The organism is Microcoleus sp. Pol10D4 (assembly GCF_036701555.1).
GTDB lineage: Bacteria > Cyanobacteriota > Cyanobacteriia > Cyanobacteriales > Microcoleaceae > Microcoleus.
This window is the reverse complement of sequence record NZ_JAUBRA010000097.1, coordinates 1-16,941: the sequence shown is the minus strand read 5'-3', so window position 1 is coordinate 16,941 and position 16,941 is coordinate 1. Positions and strand designations below refer to the sequence as shown.

14 protein-coding genes are annotated in these 16,941 nt (G+C 47.2%); 5 read left to right on the top strand and 9 right to left on the bottom strand.

Annotation, left to right across the window (positions count from 1 at the left end):
- Positions 1-388: 388 nt before the first annotated feature.
- The 6 genes from QUA36_RS31480 to QUA36_RS28825 all read right to left on the bottom strand — a co-directional run bounded on the left by QUA36_RS31480 (position 389) and on the right by QUA36_RS28825 (position 7,678).
- On the bottom strand, positions 389-439 hold the full coding sequence (locus tag QUA36_RS31480; RefSeq protein ID WP_445301468.1) for a hypothetical protein: 51 nt from the start codon (positions 437-439) through the stop codon (positions 389-391).
- Positions 440-612: 173 nt separating this feature from the next.
- Complete coding sequence (locus QUA36_RS28845) at positions 613-2,583, bottom strand: DUF3685 domain-containing protein (RefSeq protein WP_333459888.1); 1,971 nt, start codon at positions 2,581-2,583, stop codon at positions 613-615.
- A gap of 47 nt (positions 2,584-2,630) precedes the next feature.
- Positions 2,631-4,853, bottom strand: coding sequence for a hypothetical protein (locus QUA36_RS28840; RefSeq protein WP_333459887.1), 2,223 nt, complete (start codon positions 4,851-4,853; stop codon positions 2,631-2,633).
- A gap of 735 nt (positions 4,854-5,588) precedes the next feature.
- Positions 5,589-6,053, bottom strand: a complete 465-nt coding sequence (locus tag QUA36_RS28835; RefSeq protein WP_333166458.1) for a Fur family transcriptional regulator — start codon at positions 6,051-6,053, stop codon at positions 5,589-5,591.
- 229 nt (positions 6,054-6,282) lie between these two features.
- Entirely contained in the window at positions 6,283-7,341 is a 1,059-nt protein-coding gene (locus QUA36_RS28830) for an Hpt domain-containing protein (protein WP_333166460.1), read from the bottom strand.
- 82 nt (positions 7,342-7,423) lie between these two features.
- Positions 7,424-7,678 (bottom strand): hypothetical protein, encoded by a 255-nt coding sequence (locus QUA36_RS28825; protein ID WP_333166462.1) that lies wholly within the window; start codon positions 7,676-7,678, stop codon positions 7,424-7,426.
- Positions 7,679-7,948: 270 nt separating this feature from the next.
- Between QUA36_RS28825 and QUA36_RS28820 the strand changes: the two genes are divergently transcribed.
- From QUA36_RS28820 to QUA36_RS28805, 4 genes are all read left to right on the top strand, one after another.
- Positions 7,949-8,209 carry a sulfiredoxin gene (locus QUA36_RS28820; protein ID WP_333372377.1) on the top strand — a complete coding sequence of 87 codons (261 nt, stop codon included), beginning with the start codon at positions 7,949-7,951 and terminating at the stop codon, positions 8,207-8,209.
- 95 nt (positions 8,210-8,304) lie between these two features.
- A complete protein-coding gene (gene dps, locus QUA36_RS28815) occupies positions 8,305-8,853 on the top strand; it encodes a DNA starvation/stationary phase protection protein Dps (protein ID WP_333459886.1) in 549 nt (182 codons plus the stop codon).
- A gap of 392 nt (positions 8,854-9,245) precedes the next feature.
- Positions 9,246-9,878, top strand: a complete 633-nt coding sequence (locus QUA36_RS28810) for a helix-turn-helix transcriptional regulator (protein WP_333454139.1) — start codon at positions 9,246-9,248, stop codon at positions 9,876-9,878.
- Between the two features lie 239 nt (positions 9,879-10,117).
- Complete coding sequence (locus QUA36_RS28805; protein ID WP_333029330.1) at positions 10,118-10,444, top strand: STAS domain-containing protein; 327 nt, start codon at positions 10,118-10,120, stop codon at positions 10,442-10,444.
- 56 nt (positions 10,445-10,500) lie between these two features.
- On the opposite strand, the gene QUA36_RS28800 is transcribed toward QUA36_RS28805, so the two are convergent.
- Positions 10,501-11,637 (bottom strand): SpoIIE family protein phosphatase, encoded by a 1,137-nt coding sequence (locus QUA36_RS28800; RefSeq protein ID WP_333166469.1) that lies wholly within the window; start codon positions 11,635-11,637, stop codon positions 10,501-10,503.
- 432 nt (positions 11,638-12,069) lie between these two features.
- Here QUA36_RS28800 and QUA36_RS28795 point away from each other — a divergent pair, with 432 nt between their 5' ends.
- Complete coding sequence (locus QUA36_RS28795) at positions 12,070-12,555, top strand: ATP-binding protein (RefSeq protein WP_333459885.1); 486 nt, start codon at positions 12,070-12,072, stop codon at positions 12,553-12,555.
- Between the two features lie 337 nt (positions 12,556-12,892).
- Here QUA36_RS28795 and QUA36_RS28790 read toward each other — a convergent pair whose 3' ends face one another.
- Both QUA36_RS28790 and QUA36_RS28785 read right to left on the bottom strand, forming a co-directional pair.
- Positions 12,893-15,394: a hypothetical protein gene (locus QUA36_RS28790; RefSeq protein ID WP_333459884.1), complete on the bottom strand. Its 2,502-nt coding sequence runs from the start codon at positions 15,392-15,394 to the stop codon at positions 12,893-12,895.
- A 341-nt stretch (positions 15,395-15,735) separates the two neighbouring features.
- Positions 15,736-16,941, bottom strand: a 1,206-nt coding sequence (locus tag QUA36_RS28785) for an FG-GAP-like repeat-containing protein (RefSeq protein ID WP_333459883.1), incomplete at its 5' end; no start/stop codon positions are given.

The window sequence follows — 16,941 nt, the reverse complement described above, 5'->3', positions numbered from 1 at the left end:
CCGCTTTTATCAACAAGGTATGCGGGCTGCAACCCTTATACAGTCTATCTCGTAGACCTCTTTGTCACCCCCCCAGCGATCGCACTTTCGATGGTGTTGCCAATTTTTGATATTCTTCGCTTCATTCAGAATGACCTAATTTAGGTTGTTAATGCTTCTAGGAATAAATTAACGCTCGCCATCGCTAATAACTAATCACTATTTCTCGACTTGATGAGCCTTAATTTCTAACTTCTTTCGTTGTCGCTCCACAAACTCCGCTATAGTTTTTTTCCTAATTTCTATCTCCTGAAAATCCACCACACAACTAGCTGTTTTTAGTTCAACTGCTAAGGATTCAGTAATATCGATAATTTCCACCCAGCTAGCACATTGATAATCTGACTCTTCATGTTGTTCCAAATCTGTCTTTGAACTCTTCCCATTCTGCCCAATACACTCCTGGTGGGAAGTTGCCATGGTCATCAAATTCTGGAATCCTACCCTCATACCTTTACACTGTAACACAATTTTATTGTCAGTTTTTAATGACTGTTGATTTCCTCAGCATACCTTAATCGTTGGGGTAAATAACCAGGATTTAGTATTATACCTAGAATATCCTGTAACTAATTACCCATTTTTCCCAAACTTACTATCTTGCAAAGAATTACCAATCCCCTGGATAATTCCCCGCCCGATCAAACCAATTCCCCGCCCTATAACCTGAGTCAAAACGTAAACAACGCCAGCACCCAACAGCGAAATAACCGCGCGAACTCTAGGTGCGATCGCATCCCTGGTTTCCAGCAGCAAAGTCAAGGCTAACTGCCACCCAGACAACTGTGCTAACTCTAGATTTCTAGGAGCATAAATAGAAATTCTCTTAATTCCAGAATCGCCCAAAACAAACAGCCAAAACCTGCTTTCAAAAATAGCTTTCGGTTCCACAAAATATCTATCCCAGCTATATCTCCACGACAAATCATTCCGAAATCTCTCAATTTCGCGCGTCGAAATCAACTTACCATCGTAAAAAATTTGCTTGATTTCTTCAATATTTGCCAAATTATTTAGTAGAGGCTGTACCACTCCGCTAGCAACTTGAATTGCCAAATTTTCTAATAAAGCTTCAGCTCGCTGCATTGCTTCCGGGCTGCCAGCGACACAAGAAATATTGTCAACTGTTAGAGGAATTTCAAATAGCAAATGTGCAAACAAATCAACTGTCATCGGTATTTTGTCAAGGATTTGTGCTGCAACTACATCAGCATCTGCCAGCAGCATCGGCACAATTTCTACGCCGCTGCCTGCCAAGAGATAACCAGCGCTTTCTCCTTGACTTTCTGCAACTTTCAAGCTTGTTTGACTGCCATCAAAAACCAGATTTTCTCCCGTTGGCAATGTATAGTATCTGCCAAAAAAATCTATGATTGTCGCCTCCCACAAATCCCGTAAAATAGCAGGCATTTTTTGCGACAATTGAGTTTCCTGCACTTGCGAAAAGCGCAATTCCTCCAGCAAATCCTTTAACTTCCGCAGGATGGAACTCATCAATTCACGCTTTTTGGGCGATCGCAAAATATCGATTTCCAAAGGCAAGCCAGTCAAATTCACCAAATCAAACTGCCATTTAGCTGCCGCCGAGTCAAACAAGCTACCTTGCCAATTAGTTGCAACCACCAAAGATTCAGTCAAAACTTGGGAATTCGCTAATTGCAATTGAGAATTATTTAACAAATTCTCGCCTCTAATTTCTTCTTTCTCCCCTCTGCCTTCTCCCCTCTCCCTTCTGCCTTCTCCCCTCTTCCCTCTTCCTTCTTCCTTCTTCCTTCTTCCTTCTTCCTTCTCCCCTTTTCCTTCAAATAATAACTGACTGACAATCCAGCGAGCAGCCAGCAATTCTCTGCGGCGCCCGCTGAGTACAACCCCATCTAAAATAGAGGGCAAATCTGTCGGAGCTGCCGCTTTAATCTCTTGCAAATCAGCTTGGACAACCGCCAAAGTTGCATCTATTTCCCGTAGTCCAGACTGACAAAAATAAGCCAGCATTTTTTTGTGTACTGGCGTATCAACTGTAGAATTATCTGCATTTTTATCTGCAATTACTGCGGAGTTTTCTACTGTTTGAACAACCGCTGCATTTAGTTCTATTTCCGGGTTAGTGCCCGCATCCGTCGCCCAATAAGTGCGACCAGATGCCACCGCGCGAATAGCCTCGATTGTCAGGGAAATATCTCTACCTTTAGGACAATAGCCATTCGCGCCCGCCGCCTGTACATCCGCCAACAGATCGGGTGTCAGCGGCCCGCCTAGCAGCAACAGGGGCAGGTTGGGGTACAAACTTTTGAGTTCGCGACAAAAAGCCAGGGCCTCTGTTTGGCCCGATCGCAAATTTAAAGTCTCAACAGCCAGAATTACCAAATCTGCAGGCTTCTTGGCAGATCCAGAGCCGATAGAGCGAGCTTCTAGAACCCGCAAAGCCTCGGTTGCCGTTGAAACCTCTGCAACAACTTGCAAGTCTGGATACTGCTCGCAAGCAACTCGCAGCCCCAGCCGGAAAATGGGGTCGCCCTCGATCGTCAGCACTTGGAAATTACTCACTTGATTTTAGATTTGAGATTTTAGAGACCGATCGCGCGAAAACCCAATTACTCCGGGAGCAAATTAGCATCAGGAGGCCCAGCCGATTCAGGAATCGAGGGCGGCGCGGGTTCCGGAGCCGGAGCCGGAGGAGCAGCAGGCTCCGGAGCCGGAGCTGGGGCTTCTTGTCTGGCCGGCGGATAGTAAGGTTCCGGCTCTCTCGCGGGCGGATTGTAAGGTTCCGGTTCCGGCTCTCTAGCAGGCGGATAGTAAGGTTCCGGCTCTCTCGCAGGCGGATAGTAAGGTTCGGGAGCCGGGGCCTCTTGTCTCGCAGGCGGATAGTAAGGCTCTGGCTCTGGCGCGTACTCCTCCTGTCGCGGAGCTGGCGCGTACTCCTCCTGTCGCGGAGCTGGCGCGTACTCCTCCTGTCGAGGAGCTGGCGCATACTCCTCTGCAGGAGCCGGCGCGTAATCGCGAGCGGGTTCCGGCGGCGGTGCACTGTTGGCTCTAAGTTCAGCACTCCAGCGCCCGATCGCACTTGCCGCCTCTGAATACAGCGCCCTACCGTAACCGATTTGGGAAGCCGTATCGATCGCCGCTCCTAGACTGCCTTGAGACGCCAATTCCGCAGCTCGATCGAGAATCGGTCGGTCTTGAGCAACTTGCAGTTCGCTCACCCACTGATAGACATTATCTTGAGCTTTCGCGTACAAAGTCCTACCGCTCTTAATTTGCGAAGCTTTTTCAATAGCAGCACTAAGTTTTCCTTGCTTCGCCAGGGCGATCGCTTCATCCAAAAAAGGCTGATCTTGAATAACTTCTATGCGTTTCGTCCACTGAGCCAAGAGAGTTTGCGCTTCTATCCTGCGGGGGCGGTTTTGAGCAACCAGGACTAACTGAGCCATACCGCCCTTGAGTCCTTCAACCGTCTGCGCTTGGGCCAACTGCTTCGCCAGAGTCAGAAAAGATTGGTCTTCGATCCGCTGAATTTCCCGACGCCAAGCAGCCACCAAAGTTTGAGCGTGAATCCGCCGCGGTTGCTTAATTCCGATGGTTTGCGCTTGCTCGATCGCGAGTCCAAACGTCCCTATCTGACCGAAACTAGCGATCGTACTCGCCACTTGTAGCCGCAGCAAATCTTGAAACTGCACCTGTAAAGTTTCAATTTGAACTTGAGCTTGCTTGTACAGAGGGCGACCCGGAGCTATTTGGCTAGCAGCCCCCTGCCCTTCGAGCAAGCTAAAAATGTGTTGTGGCAGCGGAGTTGATATCGACTGGTTCCACGTCACTGCCTGAGCCCTACCCAACTGCATCAAATCTTGAGCTTCCGCAAACAGTAGCGAATCCTGCGGCACAACAGAAGCAGCCTCGATCGCCCCCGGCAAATCTTTCGCCTCCAACCGCTTAGTAGCCATTGCCAGCAAAGTCCGACTCCAGCCCTCAATTTCCTTCTCAGCTTTAGCGCGGGCAAAAAGCTGCGAGTCTATTTTACGAGCCAGGACGATCGCCTCAGCGAACTTTTGCGGAGTTTCGTCCTTCGCCAAATCTCTAGCCTCTTGCAAGCGCTGCCAGCCGTTTCTTTCCAAAGAAATCTGCTGGATCAGCTCGTTGTAACGCTTCTGACTCCAGAAAATATTTTCCAGCTTAAATAGAGCTTGAGCATAATCCCAGGCTTTCCTTAAATCCTCACTTTTCAAAGCTGCTAGGGCTGTATCGTAGAGTTTTTGGCCCTCCTGCCAATTTTTTTCCCAAGCAGTAACAGCCTCTTCTACCTCGGGGTAAGACGGACTGGTTTTCGGAATTTTCGCCACAATCTCCAGGGCGCCTTTCAAATCGCCCTTCTCAATTTTTGCCCTGGCAAATCCCAGAATGGCTTTCGACCATTCCCCTATCAAATGTTGACCCTGCGAGTATAGCGGATGTTCTTTTGGCCAAGCCTGCACCAGTGCCATTGCCGATTCTAGCTGTTCCAGCTTGCCCGACTTAGCAGCTTGTTGAGCGCAGTAAAGTCGCTCTCCATCCGCCGCCAGTGGCGACAGTTGCTCGCAATTGGGCGGCGGCGGCATCGTCAGCAACCACAGAAATGCAGCGGCACCTGTTACTCCAAATCCCACCAGGAGACTCAGCCAGATAAGCTGCCACTGCCAAAAAGTTCTTTTTCCCTCGGTCGGCTGCGCCGTTACTGAGGAACTCGCATCACCTGTCGCCTCTGCACTGAACTGTGCCGTCGGTTTGGGGGATGGGTTGTATTGCGGTGGTATGTGGAATTGGTCAGATTGTCGTCTCGCCATTACTTCAGCCTGTCCTGTAATGCGCACTCTTCACGTGACACTCCCACATCAAATCATAGATTGTGATGTGGGCTTCTAACTCCTGTCAAGGAGATCGAGAACTTCCTTCAAGGTACTGGCAATCTTTCCCTCTACGGCGTTTTATAGTGAGGTTTGTGTCTGGCCCCACTGGTTGCTTCCGAGTATTTTAGGCTCTCGAAGCACGTAAATCATACCAGTTATCACACAATTATTGACAGAACCCGGGGCCGTTTAGCAGAAAAAACAGTATAAAGCCCCGTCAGTCGAGCAATTTTAGATTTTAGATTTTAGATTTTAGATTTTAGAATTGACTCTGCACATGAATTGTGAGAGCGATTAAACTAAGGTCTAATATTAAATCCGGATCAGAAATTCCCTTATCAGACTCAGCGGTTTCAACCGCAACCACACAAACTTTCGTCTCCTCCAAGCCGATTAAAAAATCAAGGGGACACTACAGCCGGATTTGGTTTACACTTTTACGTGTAGCCGGTAGAACTGATTTTTTGGTTTAGTCGTAAATTTTATTCCCGATCGCCAAACTTGTCGATCAAGTTTCATTTTTCTGTTTTCATTTTTTTTCTACTGTGCCGAATTCCGGTGGGCCACGGCAAAAAAACCGATCAAACCGAGCTAAATACTTGAATCATTTTATACGACCGATCAGCCCAGTACAAATATCGGTTTTGCTTCCCACAGCCGCTGCTTTATCCGTTACGAAGCCTTGGGCGTATCGCTGACAGTCGATGCTTGCGTAGCGGACTCTGCCGAGCGATATCCGTAGAAATCTATCCGGTAGTCTACAATTTTGACACCCGTTTGCTCTTGGATTAGCTCGATCAAGTCGATCGGCAGTTCCACATGAACGTCCAGAATCTGAGCCGTATCAAGACAATTGACGTGAGAGTGAGAGTCGCTGACATTGCCGTACAAGCGTCCCTCCGAGCGTTCTATGCACTCAATAATCCCTGCTCTCGACAAAGCTTCTAGATTTTGATACACAGAAGTATGCCCGATCGAATGCGATTGTTTGTTGAGGCGATCGTAAATTTCGCGAGCCGAGAGGTGTTCTTTTGCCTCCCACAAAAGTTCTAGAATAAATCGACGCTGGCGGCTCAAGCGCATTCCCATCGCCTGACAGCGGTTTAAAGCATCTTCTAATGAACTAATTGGTTTCACAGCTACCGCCTTATAAAGCCTGCTCGATTTTTAATTCTGGTACAATATTGCACGCCTACATATTCACTAATTCTAACGCAGGCTTGCCCAACAGTAGAAGGTAGAGGGCAAAAATATCGAGTGAGTGAATTTTTTCGAGTTACTGCTCAACGAGCGGCTGCCAGCACCCACCAGAAAATTATCCGCCTCACAAATATTGCTTTGATTCTATCTTCTACTGCAACACCTCCTAGTTCGAGGATTTGATGGCGTTAACCAGTAACTTGGCGATTTCCGAGAGTTGCTTTTTGTTGAAAGTTTTGAGCAAAAGCTTGACTACGGCCTTCGGTTCGGCGGGAAGTGCGACTTGCTTCGACGCTGCGGCTGGGGCTACTGGGTCTGCTGGGGCTGCTGGTTTTGGGCTTGCTGCCAAAAGTAGCAAATTTTTACTCGGAACGATCGCCTTGACTTTCCCCACTTGTACTAAATCGCCAGCTTCCTTGAGTTCTTTGATAATCAGCGGAGCTAAGACTTTATAAGAGTTTTTGGGATTAACGATCGCCGCTCTAGCGGTTTTAACTAAATTTTGCCAAGTCTCAATTTTACCTCCCAACTTATAGAGGCGAACGCACACAGCCGTCAACTCAGAGCGACTAGCAGGCGATTCTTTCTGCTTGAACACCTGCAACATTTCTTTGAGTAAAGTCATCACTTCAACAGCAAAATTCGCCGGCACAGCGCCCGCTGTTGCAGCGGCGGGGGCACCAGACCCAGCAGCCTGCACTTTGCCCGACGCCAATTTATTGAGGTGAGTTTCCAGTTGAGCAAAAACAGGCATCACCTGCTGCACAAGTTTTTCTCCCTCCTCATTCCTCAAGCCGAAAGGCCCCTCCAGTCGCCCCAGCAAGTCCTTAAGCGTATCAACTCCCTTTAAAAATAGGGATTCTGCCGTTTGGTCAACCTGCTTGACGGGCCCGTCCTTGAGCACCTTAAAACAATCTTCCAAGCGGTGAGAGGTTGTTTTAATACTATCTAAGCCAAGCATAGCCGCCCCTCCTTTCACGGAATGGGCGGCTCGAAACATCTCTTGGACGCTTTCGGGGTCTTTCATCGTGGACTTTAAATCCACTAAACCATTTTCTAGAGTATCGAGGTGCTCCTTAGCCTCCTCTATAAACAAACGCATAATTCGGTCTTGCTGATCTGACACGACAGTCCTCCTAACAATCTGTGCACCCTCCAGAAAGCACCCTCTTCGCGGGAGAAAACACGACTCCTGCCAAAAGTCGGAACCTCCCATGCAAAACATTCTAGCCTGCCTCAGCTAGCAGACTCAAAATACTGTTGTCAGGGCAATCTTAGCTCTAAAACTGGTGCGGTGGAGATTGAGGCTAGAGTTCTGAGGGAGTATCTGGAGCGATTTCAATGCCCATTCCTTGTTTCATCATCTGCTGATTCGTAATCAAGTCGTTTAACTCCTTGACTTCGACGCCGATGTCTTGGCAAGCCTTTTTTAGTTCCCGCTCGAAGGTGCTGAGGTCGCCTCCGTAGCCACAAAGCTTCGCGGCGGTGGCGATTCCTTGTTGGGCGTTAGCTTTGGCGCAGTCGATCAATTCAATTCCTTTGAGGGGTTGGGAGGATGCCATAATTTCAAGCCACAATTTATCTTTTCTCCCACTGTACCTAGAAGGTTGAGGTCGATCGATCTATCGAAAGGCATGAAAAAGCCTGTCTGTACTGAGTGTTGCCAATTCATAGCTATTTGTATGGGATTTCCGGGCCAGATAGCAGTAGTTGGGATTTTCTAACCCCCATATTCCCCGCAGAAACCAGGTTTTTGCGTAAGTCCTAATTTTTGTTGCGAAGTCGAAGTCATTACGAGTATGATTTAAGTACAAGCAAAAAAGAGACCCGCCATGAGGATAGAAGAAATTCCCCTCAACCAGATTCGCCGCCCCCTGCCGCGAGTCAACGACCAAACCAAAGTAGCCGCCCTCATGGAATCCATCCGCGAGGTAGGTTTAAACGAACCCATCGATGTGCTAGAAGTAGATGGAAACTATTACGGATTTTCCGGCTGCCACCGCTACGAAGCTTGCCAGCGTCTCGGTTTAGAAACTATCCGCTGTAAAGTACGCCGAGCTACCCGTGCGGTGTTGCAGATGCACTTAGCCTGAGCCTCTCAATAGAAATTCACGACAGGCAAACATTCGATCGCCCAAACCTTTCTAAGATATTTGATCGACAATCACTAATAACAAGCTAAAAACCTATGACTACCAACAACCACAAACAACATCTTTACCCTACCCGCATCGATATCTCAGCAGCCACCCGCTCTCAAGTAGTCGGGCTGCTCAACGCCACGCTGGCAACGACTCTGGACTTAAAAACTCAAGTCAAGCAAGCTCACTGGAACGTTAAAGGCATGGACTTCTACCAGTTGCACTTGCTATTTGACGAAATGGCAACAGAACTCGAAGAATACATCGATTTGGTTGCCGAACGGGTCACAGCTTTGGGCGGTTTGGCTGTAGGAACAGCCCGCACAGCCGCTGCAGATTCGATTTTGCCAGAATTTCCTTTCGACATTTTAGACGGGAAAGAATATGTGACGGCTTTGGCCGATCGCTACGCACCCTACGCCCAACACTTGCGAGTCGCCATCGGCAAAGCAGACGAACTCGGCGATGCCGATACAGCGGATCTCTACACCGAAATTTCGCGGACAATTGACAAGCGTTTGTGGTTCCTAGAAGCGCATTTGCAAGGTTCTGCGACAACTGCAACAGCCACCGCCGAAAAAGTTGCCGTCAAATAGCCACAAAAAAAGTTGTGGGGTGGGCGTCCGAGCCCGCCCCACAGATGTATTTCCTTAAGGCTCGTGACAGTTTACGATCGAGAATATGTCCATTTAGTGAACAAACCTGACGGTCAACTGAGTACAGTTAGACCGCAGGCTTCTTTTTCCTTTTTTTCAAAGGCTTTTTATAGTGAGGTAGTTCCACCCCCACTTGCTAATATAGTATCAGAGTATTTCCCGATCATCTTGGGGTATAAAAGAATAATTGTCGGTTTCGGTACCGAAACCCGACGAGCCTTTCATCCCAAGGAGTAATTCCCAACGGGGTACGGGGCACAGCGCTCTGATTAATCCCCTCTAAATATACGCCCGGGACTTCCCGGCTAATAGTTAATTTGGATGAGTTTTTCGTGACTGCCAATATTCCAGATTATGCTCCTCAAATGCAACGCCTGATGGAACAGGCGGGGCTTTCGAGCGATCGAGAACTCAGCAAAAAAGCAGGAGTTTCCGACATCCAGCTAAGTCGCCTGCGTCGCGGCTTAGCTTTGCAAACCCGAGCCGACATCCTGCTCAAAATTAGTCAAGCTTTGCAAATTTCCTTAACCGAACTGCTCGCAACCTTGGCGCCAAACTATGTAGAGTTAGAACAGGCACCACCGAGTGCCCTAGAACAAGAATATCAGCGCCTGCAAGCTTCGATCGAACAGCAGCGAGAATCTTTGATGCAAGAATTCCAGCTATCTAGCGTGCAAATTTTAGAATCTTGGATGTTGCAGTGGCCAACTGCAGCAAGCAAAGCTCAGGAAAATCACAACTTGCGGGCTCAGAAACTACTGCCCCTGCTGCGGCCCGTCGAGCAGTTATTAGAGCATTGGGGAGTGGAGTCGATCGCCCCAGTCGGAGCCGAGATTCCCTACAACCCCCAACAGCACCAGCTCATGGAAGGAACAGCCGATCCCGGAGAACCCGTCAAAGTCCGCTACACAGGCTACAGACAAGGCGAAAAACTGCTCTACCGCGCCAAAGTTAGCCCAGTTTGATTAATACCAGAAGGCCTTCGGCAGGACAAAGATTGTCCCTATCTTAAAATTCACTCCCGGCGAAGGGCTGCGACTCTGAGCAGCGTTACGATCCGCGACGAGCACCATCTTTTGCACTCAAAACTATTCTCCCGCTCTCAGGCTCTGGTGCTTTCCCCCTCTCTTATTTGGATCAGAGTCCATCTCGCAGCTATACTAGCCTAGTCTGGCTAGAAATTCTGACATTCCCACCGCAAAATATGAGTCCTGTAGTTAAAATTATTCAGCCCTCTGGCATTTTAGACGGCACCAAGGCAAGTCAATTCCGCCAAGAGATTAGCGACCTAGTGGAAGCGGGAGCCGATGTGGTATTGATAGACTTCACTGATGTGACATTTATGGATAGTTCTGGTTTGGGCGCTTTAGTCTTGGCGCTCAAAACAGTCCGGGCCGCTGGGAGTCAATTAGTTGTCTGTTCTATCAACGAGCAAATCCGCATCTTATTTGAACTCACCAGCATGGATCGAGTTTTCGAGATATTTCCGACCCGCGATGCTTTTAATAGCAAAATTCTCTCAACTAACTAAATCTTTTGGCTGCTGCCTTCTTGCTATTTTGTCGCAGATGCGCTGCAAGAAATCAGCTAGCCAAAGTTTACCTTGAGTAAAGACCAATCATCATCAAAAACTGCTTTAGCGTTCAACTTTTGAATGTAGTTCAAAACCAGCTCTAACTGGTCGGCACTTGCACCGTTGTAAGCTGCTAACAAATCTACGAAAGGGTCAAGCCCCCAGATATTGCCGTCAGGTTGGTGGATCTCGTATACCCCGTCGCTAAAGATGTAGAGAGTGCTCAAATCCTCGACATCGCAGCAATTATCGACATAGGGGGCGTCGGGGAACATTCCGACCGGCATTCCGGGGGTTTTTAATCGCTGGATTTTAGCAGTGCTCGCAGGCGACTGGGAAATCAACACGGCCGGTGGATGGCCGGCGCTGGCATAAACTAGCTGGCGAGAAATGCGGTTGTAAACGCCGTACCAGATGGTGAAATACTTGTCATTTTGGTAGCTCATCTGGAAGGTGGTGTTCAGGGCGCGCAAAACGTCGCTGGGTTTGTAATAGTCAATGTTGGGCAGAGTGCGCGATCGCAGCAGATTCAGCACGGCCACCGAAGGCAGCGCCGCCCGCAAACCGTGACCGGCTACGTCGAGCAAGTAAATTGCCAAATAATCGCCATCTAGCCAGTTGTAGTCGAAGCAATCTCCCCCCAACTGCCGGGAAGGAATGAATTTTGCCTCGATGCTGAAAGGTTCCGTCATCGGATCTGGCAACAGTGATTGCACGTACTCCGCCGCCTCAGCTAACTCTGCTTCCAGATTTTGCTTGGCAATTTTTAAATCTCGGCTGAGTTGGTGCAGCCGCAATCCGGCGCGTACTCTCGCCTGTAACTCGTTGAGTTCGATCGGCTTTGAGATAAAATCGTCGGCACCGGCGTCGAGGCCTTTGACTCGATCGGCGATCGAACCCAAAGAAGTCAACAAAAAGAATTGTGTAGTTGACAGATCCGGATCTGCCTTAACTCGACGGCAGACATCGATGCCGGTCAAGCGCGGCATGATCCAATCGCAAATTATCAGGGCCGGACGCAATTTTTGCGCCTGGGCTACACCGTCTTCGCCATTGCTTGCTACTGTTACTTCGTAACCCTGTTTTTTCAGGGTTCTTCTCAGCAGTTCTTGAACAGCCGTATCATCGTCAATAACCAGAATTTGAAACATGGGCACTTAGGTACTACAAGTTTTTCAAGGTCTGGGGGTCATTTAAAATATATCCTGTCAGCGCCCTTGTCTGAGATTGAGTATAGTTTATTGACATCGCTTTCGAGGTAATTGCTTTTGAGGGCGGGTCGTTGAGTTCAATTTACGTTAAAATTTGATGGAAATTTGGCGCGATCGAACTTCACTCAGTTTATACTCAGAATATAAATTTTTATAGACTTTTATTTGCCACAGGCGCTGGTTGACATAAAAATGCTATTTATGGTATAGTCACCAACCGATTAGTGGATTAGACATTTATCCACGGCCCACCAAAGCTAGTATCCTCAAACTACCATTCAATTTTGCCGCCGTTATACTTTGTCTCGTTGTATTTTATAGGGTTGTATTTTGTCTCGTTGTATTTTGCCCACCGGCCGATGAAGAACTTCTGTGGTGAGCGTGATTGAATTAAAGGGTAAGGGTTCCGAAAAGTTGCCGATGCTAAAAAAAGCGGATATTCAAGTCAATACAGGTCTGAATGGATTAAGCTGGGTTTTGTCGTGGTTTGCACAATTGTACGACTCGCGAATTCCTACAAGTGTGTGGATAAGGTGTCAGTTGGCTTTGGCTGAGGGCTTTACGAATGCGGTGCGTCACGCCCACAAGGGCAAACCAGCGGATTTGCCTGTTGACATTCAGGTGGCTGTGTTCGCTGAATCTTTAGAGATTAAAATTTGGGACTCGGGCGATCCGTTTGATTTAGAGAAAAAAATCAAAGATATTTCGGAAAAAGTCGATGTTCACTCTCCGGGCGGGCGGGGCCTAAAATTAATCAAAGACATCGCAGACAGTATTAGTTACGAGAGAACGGCTGATGGACGGAACTGTTTGTCGATCGTCAAAAATTATTCGTCCTGTATCGACGATCGAAAATAACACTAATGTTTTTAGCGGGTAAGGGTTGATCGCTACCCTCAACCGTTCCTTAAGAACCCTGCGTGACTCTTAAGCTGCGTAGCAGTTGATTATATTTTGATTTGACGGCTTCCCTAGATACTGGCAATTCCCATAGCATCCGTATTTCCGGTTATTCCGTACTTAGTGTGCTAAAACATTATGGCACTGCCGTCCGAAGCAGATTAACTCGCAAATGAGGTAATCTCGGTGAGAGTCCCTATTAGCCTAGATTTTCTCAAACGGTTCACAGGCGGGGATGAGGCAGAAGTCTGATTTTTTATTTGGGCAAATTAGTTGGCTTCTAATCTGGGTAAGATTAACGAGAGAGCGGATTCGCTGGAGAACCAATGCGAAAAAGGATCGTAAAAACATTATCATTCAATAATAAACGATTCCCGAAAACATCATCACCATAATCATATTGGTTATTTTGCCAATTGAGGGATAGGGTGGGACTGTTATACTTATTTTCCAGTTGCCAACTTACACTCGCACCGTAGAGAGAGCGAGTGGAGTTTTTATCGATGGGGGCGATATAACCAGACAGAGTGAGAGTGCTTAGAGGACGGATGGTTAACTCAGCCAGTAAGCGATCGTCGTAGGAATTGGGTAGGATATCACCAAAATAGTTGGTCAAACCCAGAGAAAAAATTCCCCAATTCAGGCGAGCACTAACGGCAACTTCACTAGCTGGTGAAATACTAAGTACATCACCAATTTTTGTTTCTCGATCGAGAGCATAATTGAAGCCAGTTGATAAGGTTAAGTTTGCCCGCCTACTGAAGCGAAAGGTTTTGGCGACACTCCCCCAAAGTTGGCTGTAATAATCGCGATCGGGGTTGAGATAACCAATTGCACCGCCGCGAAAACTCCAATTGTTTAGCGTGTTTCTCGTGTAATCAGCACCGAGGTAGAGTTTGGGCTTTTCTGAAGCAATCACACCCGTATAGTATCGCAGGATATCTTCGCCTCCTGTCCAGTTTCCGGTAAAGCTGAGATGAGGATAGTAAGAGCTTTTTTCCCCATAGATACTTTCTCTAACAAAGTTGACATCTTGCTGTAAAAAGCTTAAATAAACTTGGGCATAAAAATTCTGCAAATTTGCCGTAGAATACTGATTTTGGTTAACCGCAGAGGATAACTGTACATTGGTATTTGCTCCACCTTCTGCACCAGCATTCACAAGGGTGACTTGTGGCCCTGTTGGATCGTAAAAGATTCGACCATCTTCAATATTGCGATCGATCACGGGAGAAAGACCGAGCCAAAGGCTGTTATAATTTGCTCTAGGAACTTGATTTAAGCTGGTGACATTAGGCGTTAAACTTTCTGCGCGTCCGAGTCCGGCGGAATAGATCGTAAAACTATTGCTGGGTAAACGAGTATTATTAGCCGCTAAAAATAAGTTGCGGTTGATATTAGTATTAACGGGATTTTTACTGCCTTGTAGGTCAGGAATGACATCGGGTAAAATTTGCGCCCCCGCTTGAATAGCCGTATTGAGCCAGCGATTTTCATCATCAACAAAGAGAGTAAAGCCTCGAATAGTCCGCCCTAAAACGGCTTCTCGATCATTGGCTTTAACAACTTGACGAACTCGGGAAACAGTACCTGCAATCGTATAATCAATTTCTTCTTTTCTCTCAACTTTTGTTTTTTGGGATTGGCTGTTTCCCGGATAAGCCCCCGAATTGGGAAAATAAAAATCGACGCCAATCGGTTGACTGCTGGTTCCCCCTTGAAAGCCTGGAAGCTGCATAAAAGCCAAAGTTTCCGGTTTGACAACCTCCCCAACCTGAGACGTTTGAAAGACGCGGGTAGGTACGAAAAATTCGGGATCTATACTATTGCGATCGATAACTAAACCTGGGGTATAAGTACATTGTTGGTCACTGGGAGTATTGGGAAAAATACAAGCCGCCGTTAAACTCATTTGAATTTCTAACCCCGTCATGGTTTGGGGTGCGGTAGTTGTGGTTGTAATTGTTCGTTCTAGGGGAACAGTCCGCAGTTGCAAATAAGTGCCTTTTTGGTCTACTCTATAAATATTATTTCGGCTTAAGCTTTCACTGACTCGACTGTTAAGTTTGAGAGTGCCATTAAAAAAAATATCGCTGTCTGTGGTGTCAGCAAAAGTTTGGAAACCACTAAACTCCCATTCAGTTAGATGGCTGATGGGAATGTCATTGAGAAGTAAATTGGTCGTAAAGGGGCTAATTTTTTCGTCTGGAGCGATTCGAGGTGGAATAATGTAATCGGGGTCAGTAGATGGCGCAGAAGGTTGGGGCAATCCGTTAGGATTATTAGTTGATGGGGGTTTTGTGGGTTCAGGTTCAGAGGCTAAATTTGGGGATGAGGGTTCCAAGTCTGTAGCATAAGTAGACCAGTTGGGTGTTTCTGATAAAGAGGTGGCTTCTGGAAGGTCGGAAACACTTGGAGCGCTTCGAGATGGAATAATGTAATCGGGGTCAGTAGATGGCGCAGAAGGTTGGGGCAATCCGTTAGGATTATTAGTTGATTGGGGTTCTGTGGGTTCAGGTTCAGAGGCTAAATTTGGGGAGGAGGGTTCCTGGTTTGTAGGATAAGTAAACCTGTTGGGTGTTTCTGATAAAGGGGTGGTTTCTGGAAGGTCGGAAATACTCGCAGCAGAGGAATCGAGTTGATGGGATGTGTCGAGTAAATTGGTGCTTGTTTCTGCTATAGCTGGGGTTGAGTAAGCGATGCTCAGGAGAGTCAAACCGACGAGAATACTACCATTGTATGCTGTTGAGAGGAGCGCAGTAGGGTTAACGATAAATTTTAGCAAGTTAATTATCATTAGAAGCGCGGCAAGTAGGGATTAAATATATGAGTTAATACAGTGATTCAACTCGGAGATCCTGATGATTTAATAACAATTCAATTTCTGGCTTTAATATTGTTATCTATAGCGCGTCTAAATCATTAGTACAAATATGTAGGGGTAGCGCCCCGTGCAAACCCCTACGGATCGGGGCAACCACGGGGGGTTGGCCCCTACAAGAATTACACAATTTATTTAGGCTCGCTAAAGATGCAATAAAAAATATTTATTGGGATAAATGTTGTGAATTTTTGATAATTATAAAATTAAAATCAAGGGTGCGCTAACGGAAGTTAACGCACCTGATAATTTCAGGATTAAGACAATTCGACAGGTGCGATCGCGATAAAATCATCCACCCCAATCAAGGCGGAATTCGTGTTAACTAAAGAAGCGAGGGTGACTCCGGTTGATGCAATTTTAATTAAGGTGGAAGTGCCGCTTTGGGCAATCTGTAAAGCACCGAAAGTTAAACCTCCATCTAATCGGATTATGTCTATGCCATCTTCAAACTTGTAGATGGAATCGAGACCCATTCCCGATGCTAGGACAAAGGTATCGCTCCCTGCATCACCGTAAAGCCGATCGCTCCCTGCACCGCCATTGAGGATATCATTTCCATCACCCCCATAGAGAATGTCATCACCGTCACCACCGAGGAGTTCGTCGTTACCCGCATCACCGTAAAGCCGATCGCTGCCATTACCCCCCAACAGCACATCGTTATCATTGCCACCGTAGGCAATATCGTCGCCGTCGCCGCCATTGATGGTATCGTTTCCGGCATCACCGTAAAGGCGATCGCTACCTGCTAAACCGTCGATTTTGTCACCAGCCGCAGTACCGCGCAGAATGTCGTTATTGGGTGTACCGGAGATCGTCTTGTTGATCGTCTCATCGATATCATTAATATTAACCACCAAGTCCTTCTCGTAAGGCAGTTTTCCAGCATCGGTAGTGCGAACACGGATGTTGTAAGTTGACTTGGTTTCATAGTCGGGGGAATCCTTGATTTTCAGTTGGGCGCCGTCAATGATAAAGGCATTGTTATCTTTGTAGCCTTCTACCAAGCTGTAAGTAAATTTATCGCCCTCATCGGGGTCGGTGGTGCTGAAGGTTCCAACCAAGGTGTTAGCGGGTACGTTTTCAGGGATGCTGGTCTTGTCGAGACTGATATCGGTAGGAGCGCTATTAGAAGGAACATTTAACCAAACTTGATTCTGCATCCACGGAGCAACAGTAACAGCATCAAGGCGTCCATCTCCATTTACATCCCCTAAACCTACACCATTAGACCGCGACCCAAATGAATTTCCTGGGGAGAAAGTACCATCAACTTGTCCTAACCAAACTTGATTCCCCTCCCAACCACCAACAGTAACAGCATCGAGGCGTCCATCTCTATTTACATCCCCTAAACTTACACCCTGAGACCCATATCCAAAGGAATTTCCTGGGGAGAAAGTACCATCAACTTGTCCTAACCAAACTTGATTCCCCTCCCAACCACCAACAGTAACAGC